The organism is Flaviaesturariibacter aridisoli (assembly GCF_004343705.1).
Classification (GTDB): Bacteria; Bacteroidota; Bacteroidia; order Chitinophagales; family Chitinophagaceae; genus Flavisolibacter; species Flavisolibacter aridisoli.
This window is the reverse complement of the sequence record NZ_SKFH01000066.1, coordinates 1-6583: the sequence shown is the minus strand read 5'-3', so window position 1 is coordinate 6583 and position 6583 is coordinate 1. Positions and strand designations below refer to the sequence as shown.

Here is a 6583-nt window from a genome sequence, read left to right as displayed (position 1 = left end):
GTGCCGGACGTTCGTCCGGCACTTTTCGTTTGCCCATGAACGCTAAAGAAATCGTAAAAAAAAGTGCGCGGATGGGTTTGGTGAACGGGAAGAAATGACTAACTTGGAGGAGCATCCTCAGGAATCACCACGACGCCGGGCTTTGGCCTGGAGTTTGAACCACCACCTACCCCTTGATAATCAGTCCTTTCTGTTAACTCTAAAAACGGTAGTTCTATGTTCACAAAGATGATTCGCTGGTTCAAATCGCGCTTTACCAACCGTAACAGAAAATCTGGTTCCAAATCGGCCTTCAATGCCGACAATCCCTTTCTGATCCTATAATGTTACTTGTAATGTATCGTTCCGGTGGCTTTGGAAGCTCTTGCGGATATGATCTTCCTGAAGATCCAATACCTGTTGCGACCTGTTAATCGTACCGTGAAGAACCGCGTCCTTGCCGGTACGTATGTGCCCATACGCTGGGCAGAGTCAGGCTGAAGCCATGCTGCTATAATTGAATGAATCCCGGCCACCGCGCCGGGATTCACCTTTTGGCAGAGCTTTTGTATGGATGAGGCTCAAAAACACATCTATGCGAAAAGGCCTCTTTACCTTACTGCTCCTTTCTGGTACTTTCGGCGCTGTGCAGGCGCAACAGATCCGCGCCGGCGTCAATTTCGCCAACATCTCCACTACGGCTTCGGGCCGTGCCGACGCCTCCAATATGCTGACGTCGTTCCAGGTCGGCCTGATAGGCAACATCAAGTTAGGCACCAATATGCTGGCGCTGCAGCCCGGCATTTTGTTCACCGGCAAGGGCGCGAAAGTCCAGTACCGCGAGCCGGGCCAGGTCGGCTATTACAAGCAAAGCACGAATCCCTACTATATAGAAGTGCCGGTGAACCTGGTAGTGAAGCCTCCGGTCGGCGGCGGCAGCCATTTCTTTTTCGGCGCCGGCCCCTATGTGGCCATGGGCATCACCGGCAAGGTGCGCACCGAAGGCAGCGCGCTGCTGGGCGTCAATGGCGAGCGCAGCATCCGCTTCTCCAACGATGACCCTTCCACCTTCAACCAGGAGGAAGGCACCGGTTTCGGCATACTCCGCCGCTTCGACTACGGGCTCAACGGTACCGCAGGCTTCGAAGGCAAGTTGGCCGTGATCGGGGTCAACTACGGATTGGGGCTGGCCAAACTGCAGTCGGGCAGCAACAGCAATGCCGACGACGCGAACAAGCACCGCGTGCTGAGCGTGTTTGTGGGAATCAAATTGTGAGGTTGTCCTGCGTAGCGCAGGATCGTCGGAACCAGCAAAAAAGAACGGATGCCTTTGGCATCCGTTCTTCATTATCGGGCGTGAGCATTCGCGATTATACGGCGAAAGACGAACCGCATCCACAGGTGGTCGACGCGTTCGGGTTCCGGAAGGTAAAGCCGCGGTTGGAGAGGCCGTTCTCCCAATCCACTTCCACCCCGAAGAGGTAAAGCTCGTGGCTCCGGTCCATGATGAAGCGGATGCCTTCGGAATCATATTCCTGGTCGCTGTCGTGGCGCTGGTCGAATTCGAGCACGTAGGACATGCCCGAGCAGCCGCCGCCCTTTACGCCGATGCGCAGCTCCTTGCCCCCGTCGGCATCAGCACCTTCCAGCAGGCGGCGGATCTCGGCGGCGGCGCTGGCGGTAAAGCGCACGGGGCTCATCGTTGTCGTTTCCATACCCCAAAGGTAAAGCAGATATCGCGGCGGATGGAAACAGGCGTAAATAATGGCATTCTCTTGACATGCGGCCCCGCTATCCCGGTTACCAGCGATCGGAACCGCCTGCGCGGCCTTGTTCCCACCGCATACTTCGCACTTCCGACTTCCCACTTCCCACTTCCCACTTTTCCGTCCTATTTTTGAGCCCGCTATGAATATGGATACTCCCGAAATCGCGCTGCTGGTGTCAGCGGCGGCCCTGGCCGTAGCGCTGGTGGCCCTCTTCCGTAAGGGGACCGCGGCCGAAGCTCCCGCTCCCGCCGCCGCCGCAGGCGGCGCTGCGCTGCCCCTGCGCCTGACCGCCTACGAACGCCTCGTGCTGCTGTGCGAGCGCATCTCGCTGCCGGCCCTCATCGGCCGCACCGCTTCCGCCGACCTCAGCGCCCAGGAAATGCGCTACGTGCTTATCGAAAACATCAAGCAGGAATACGATTACAACGCCTCGCAGCAGATCTATGTGTCGGACACCGCCTGGGCCGCCGTGCGCAACCTCCGCGACCAAAGCCTGCTGGTGATCAACCAGGTGGCCGGCGTGCTCCCCCCCGACGCACGTGCCGCCGACCTCAACAAGCAACTGCTCGAAGTGATGATGCAGCAGGAAGGCACGGCCCTCCATACGTCCGCCCTCGAAACGCTGAATGCCGAGGCGAAGAAGATCATGCGGTAATCGTCCGCCGTGAGCCGTCAGCCGTGAGCGCTGACGCACGCGGCCTTTTAATAACGAACACAACCCTCTGAACTTGCTCACGGTTCACGGCTCACGGCTCACGATGACACCCCTCCGCACCGACTCCGAAATTGAAATAAAGCCGCTGTACACTCCGGCCGACCATCCCATCCCGATGGACGAGCAGCCCGGCACATTTCCCTTTACCCGCGGCGTACAGCCCGACATGTACCGCGGCAAGCTCTGGACGATGCGGCAGTACGCCGGATTTTCCACCGCCGAAGAAAGCAACAAACGCTACCACTACCTGCTCTCGCAGGGTGTGATGGGCCTCTCCGTGGCCTTCGACCTGCCCACGCAGATCGGCTACGATTCCGACCATCCCCTGGCCGAAGGCGAAGTAGGCAAGGTAGGTGTGGCCATCGATTCGCTCGACGATATCGACACGTTGTTCAAAGGCATCAGGCTCGAAGATGTTTCGACTTCGATGACCATCAACGCAACGGCCTACATCCTCCTCTCTTTCTATGTAGCGCAGGCCAAAAAGCAGGGCGCCGATCTGAAGAAGATTTCCGGCACCATCCAGAACGACATCCTCAAAGAGTACGCAGCCCGCGGCACCTATATCTACCCGCCTAAGCCTTCCATGCGGATCATCACCGACATCTTCGAGTGGTGCAGCCGCGAGCTGCCGAAGTGGAACACGATCTCGATCTCCGGTTACCATATCCGCGAAGCGGGCTCTACGGCCGTGCAGGAGATCGCGTTTACGCTGGCTAACGGCAAGGCCTATGTGCAGGCCGCGCTCGAAAAGGGGCTCGACATCAACGTGTTCGGCAAGCGCCTTTCCTTCTTTTTCAATGCGCACAACAACCTCTTTGAGGAAGTGGCCAAGTTCCGCGCCGCCCGCCGCATGTGGGCCCGTATCATGAAAGAACTCGGCGCCACCGATCCGAAGGCCATGATGCTGCGCTTTCATACCCAGACCGGCGGCTCCACCCTCACGGCGCAACAGCCGCTCAACAACATTTCCCGCGTAACGATCCAGACGCTGGCAGCAGTACTCGGGGGCACCCAGTCGCTGCACACCAACGGCTACGACGAGGCCCTGAGCCTGCCCACCGAAGAGGCGGCCCGCATCGCCCTGCGCACCCAGCAGGTAGTGGCATTCGAAAGCGGCGCCCCCGACACGGTCGACCCGCTGGCCGGCTCCTACTTCGTGGAAAACCTCACCGATGAAGTGGAGGAAAAAGCCTGGACGCTGCTGAAACAGATCGACGCCATGGGCGGTTCGGTGACGGCCATCGAGCAGGGCTTCATACAGGACGAGATCGCCCGCAGCGCCTATGCCTACCAGCGCGGTATCGAAAGCGGCGAGAAGATCATCGTGGGTGTCAACAAGTTTACCGTAGGTAAAGAAGATCCCGTGCCCGGGTTCCGGATCGACGACTCCATCCGCGACGCCCAGTCGCAGAAGCTGCAGGCCTTGCGCGCCCGCCGCGATGCCGTTGCCGCCACCCGATGCCTGGAGCGCATCCGGGGCGCCGCCACCGACGGCGGCAACCTGATGCCCCACGTTATTGAAGGCGTGGAAGCCCACTGCACCCTCGGCGAGATCGCGGATGTGCTGCGCGGCGTGTATGGGGAATATCGCTGATTTCGGATGCCGGATGTCTGATATTAATTTCAACTTCGTGTGCAAGCACGAAAGAGCCCTGTCCGTTGGACAGGGCTCTTTACATTAGACATCCGGTATCAGAGATCCGCGCTTACTTGATGGCCATGTTGATGGCCTTCGCGCTGTCCTGGTGCATTTTGAGGGTAGGGAGTGTTTTGGCGGCCCAGGCTTTCAGGTCGGGGTCGTTGGCGCTGCTGGCTGCTTTTTCGAACTCGGCCACGTCTTTGTTGTGGTCGGTCACCATCATGCCCATGTAGTGTTTGTCGAAGGCTTTGCCCTGCATTTTCTGCATGGACGTCATGTGATCCTGCATCATTTTGCTGCTGCTGTCGGTAAGCATGAGGCCCTTTGCCTGTGCAAGGCTCATCAGCTCCTGGTTGGCGGCCGAGTGGTCGCGCACCATCATCGAGCCGAAAGCTTTCACGCGGTCGTTCATGGCGTTGGTCTGGGCGAGATTGCCGGCGTCCACTTCCATTTTGCCCCCCATGGCGGCCTTCATCACAAAGGCGCGATCCATTTCATTGAGCGGGGTGCTGCTGTACGTGCTGGCCGGCGTGGTTGTAGTCGTATGACTGGTTGTGGCGGTATCCGGTGTTACCGTGGTGGTGTTCGTGGTGCTCACGGTGGTGTCGGAGCTTGCGCTGGAGGAATTCTCGCCGCTGTTACAGGAGGCGAATAAGGTCGTTGCAATCAGAGCTGGTAAGACAAACGTCTTTTTCATATAGAAATTGTTGGTTAAGAATAGGGGTAAACGCATAAAAGTTGTGCCAGACCAACCCGGCTGTTTTGTTTTATCCCCGACCCCACGTTGTCGCACAAGCGCGGAACGGCTCACCTCAAATAGGGAATTGTTGTACTTTGGCCGAAATCCCTTCGCCAGCCATGAAAAAGATCATACCCTTCCTCCTGACCTGCTGCTCCTTCGCAGCCTCCGCCCAGCAACCCGCCTTTATCCGCGACAGCCTCGAGAGCTACATCGCCCGCGGCCTCCAGGACTGGGACCTTCCCGGCCTTTCGGTGGTGATCGTAAAAGACGGGCAGGTAGTGCTCGCCAAGGGCTTCGGCATACGCGACGTGGAGAGCCGTCAGCCCGTGGACGCCCACACGCTGTTCATGATCGCCTCCAACACGAAGCTGTTCACCGGCACCGCGCTGGCCCTGCTCGACGCCCGCGGCAAGATCAACCTCAACGACCCGATCCGCAAGTATTTCCCCGAGTACCGGCTCTATGAGCCGGCCGCCACCCAGCTCGTCACCATCCGCGACCTGCTCTCCCACCGCATCGGTACCAAAACCTTCCAGGGTGACTTCACCTTCTGGAACACGATGCTCTCGCGCGACGAGATCATGAAGCGCATGCGCCTGCTGAAGCCGAGCCAGCAGTTCCGCCAGGATTATGGCTACTGCAACAGCTGCTTCCTGACGGCCGGCCAGGTGATCCCCCGCGTAACGGGCTATACCTGGGAAGACTTCGTGCGCGACAGCATCGTGCGCCCGCTCGACATGAACGAAACCCAGCTCCTGTCCACCGGTATTGAAAAGCAACCCAATGTGGCAACGCCCTATACGTCGTCGTTCACCGGCAAGCTGCAGCGCGTGCCTTACGACAACTGGAACAACCTCGCTCCTGCCGCTTCCATCGTGAGCAACGTGAGCGACCTTTCCCATTGGCTTCTGTTCCAGCTGGATTCCGGCCGCTGGAAAGGCCAACGCCTCCTGCCCTTTTCGGTGCTGCAGAAAACCCGCGACGGCAACATCGTGGTGGGCAGCCGCCGCTCGTCGGCCTTCCCCACGCATTTCCGCACCTACGGGCTCGGCGTGTTTGCTACCGATTACAACGGCAAGCAGGTATACTGGCACACCGGCGGCGCGGGCGGCATGGTCAGCAACGTGTGCTTCGTGCCCGAAGAGCGCCTGGGCATCGCCATCCTCACCAACAACGACAACCAGAGCTTCTTCGAGGCGCTGCGCTACCAGATCCTGGACGCCTACCTCAACGTGCCCTGGGTGGACCGCAGCCAGCAGTTCCTGCCCGGCTTCCGTAAGGAGCTCGCCGAACAGTTGCAGGAGATCGCCGCCTGGAAAGCCCGCGTGAAGGGCACGAAGCCCCCGCTGCCGCTCACCGAATACGCCGGCACCTACCAGAACGGGCTCTACGGCTCCATCCGCATCCGCACCGAAGGCGACAACCTCGTCATCCGCTTCCTCAACCACGAAGACCTCGAAGCGACGCTTCAGTATATGGACAACGGCGACTGGCTCATGACCTACAACAACATCGAATACGGCATCTTCAGCATCCGGTTCGAAGAACTCAAAGGCAAAGTGCGGAGCGTGACGACGAAGCAAAACGAATACGCGGAGCAGGATCCATATGTGTTTATCAAGACGAAGCCCAACCTCTAACCCCTTCCTTGCCCATCCCCTAACCCCTTTCTTGCCCATCCCCTAACCCCTTCCTTGCCCATCCCCTAACCCCTTCCTTGCCCATCCCCTAACCCC

General features: G+C 59.1%; 6 protein-coding genes. 4 read left to right on the top strand and 2 right to left on the bottom strand.

Annotation, left to right across the window (positions count from 1 at the left end):
• The first annotated feature begins 574 nt into the window (after positions 1-574).
• Positions 575-1255 carry an outer membrane beta-barrel protein gene (locus tag E0486_RS18280; RefSeq protein WP_165917412.1) on the top strand — a complete coding sequence of 227 codons (681 nt, stop codon included), beginning with the start codon at positions 575-577 and terminating at the stop codon, positions 1253-1255.
• A 94-nt stretch (positions 1256-1349) separates the two neighbouring features.
• Here the strand turns inward: E0486_RS18280 and E0486_RS18275 are convergent, their stop codons facing one another.
• Complete coding sequence (locus tag E0486_RS18275) at positions 1350-1694, bottom strand: HesB/IscA family protein (RefSeq protein WP_131854464.1); 345 nt, start codon at positions 1692-1694, stop codon at positions 1350-1352.
• A 199-nt stretch (positions 1695-1893) separates the two neighbouring features.
• On the opposite strand from E0486_RS18275, the gene E0486_RS18270 reads away from it, so the two are divergent.
• Both E0486_RS18270 and E0486_RS18265 read left to right on the top strand, forming a co-directional pair.
• A complete protein-coding gene (locus tag E0486_RS18270) occupies positions 1894-2403 on the top strand; it encodes a DUF7935 family protein (RefSeq protein WP_131854462.1) in 510 nt (169 codons plus the stop codon).
• Positions 2404-2476: 73 nt separating this feature from the next.
• The gene (locus tag E0486_RS18265; protein WP_394345768.1) at positions 2477-4060 is read left to right on the top strand and encodes an acyl-CoA mutase large subunit family protein; all 1584 of its coding nucleotides are present in this window, start codon (positions 2477-2479) and stop codon (positions 4058-4060) included.
• A 112-nt stretch (positions 4061-4172) separates the two neighbouring features.
• Here E0486_RS18265 and E0486_RS18260 read toward each other — a convergent pair whose 3' ends face one another.
• Entirely contained in the window at positions 4173-4802 is a 630-nt protein-coding gene (locus tag E0486_RS18260) for a DUF4142 domain-containing protein (protein WP_165917411.1), read from the bottom strand.
• Between the two features lie 161 nt (positions 4803-4963).
• Here E0486_RS18260 and E0486_RS18255 point away from each other — a divergent pair, with 161 nt between their 5' ends.
• Complete coding sequence (locus tag E0486_RS18255) at positions 4964-6487, top strand: serine hydrolase (RefSeq protein ID WP_131854458.1); 1524 nt, start codon at positions 4964-4966, stop codon at positions 6485-6487.
• Positions 6488-6583: the final 96 nt, after the last annotated feature.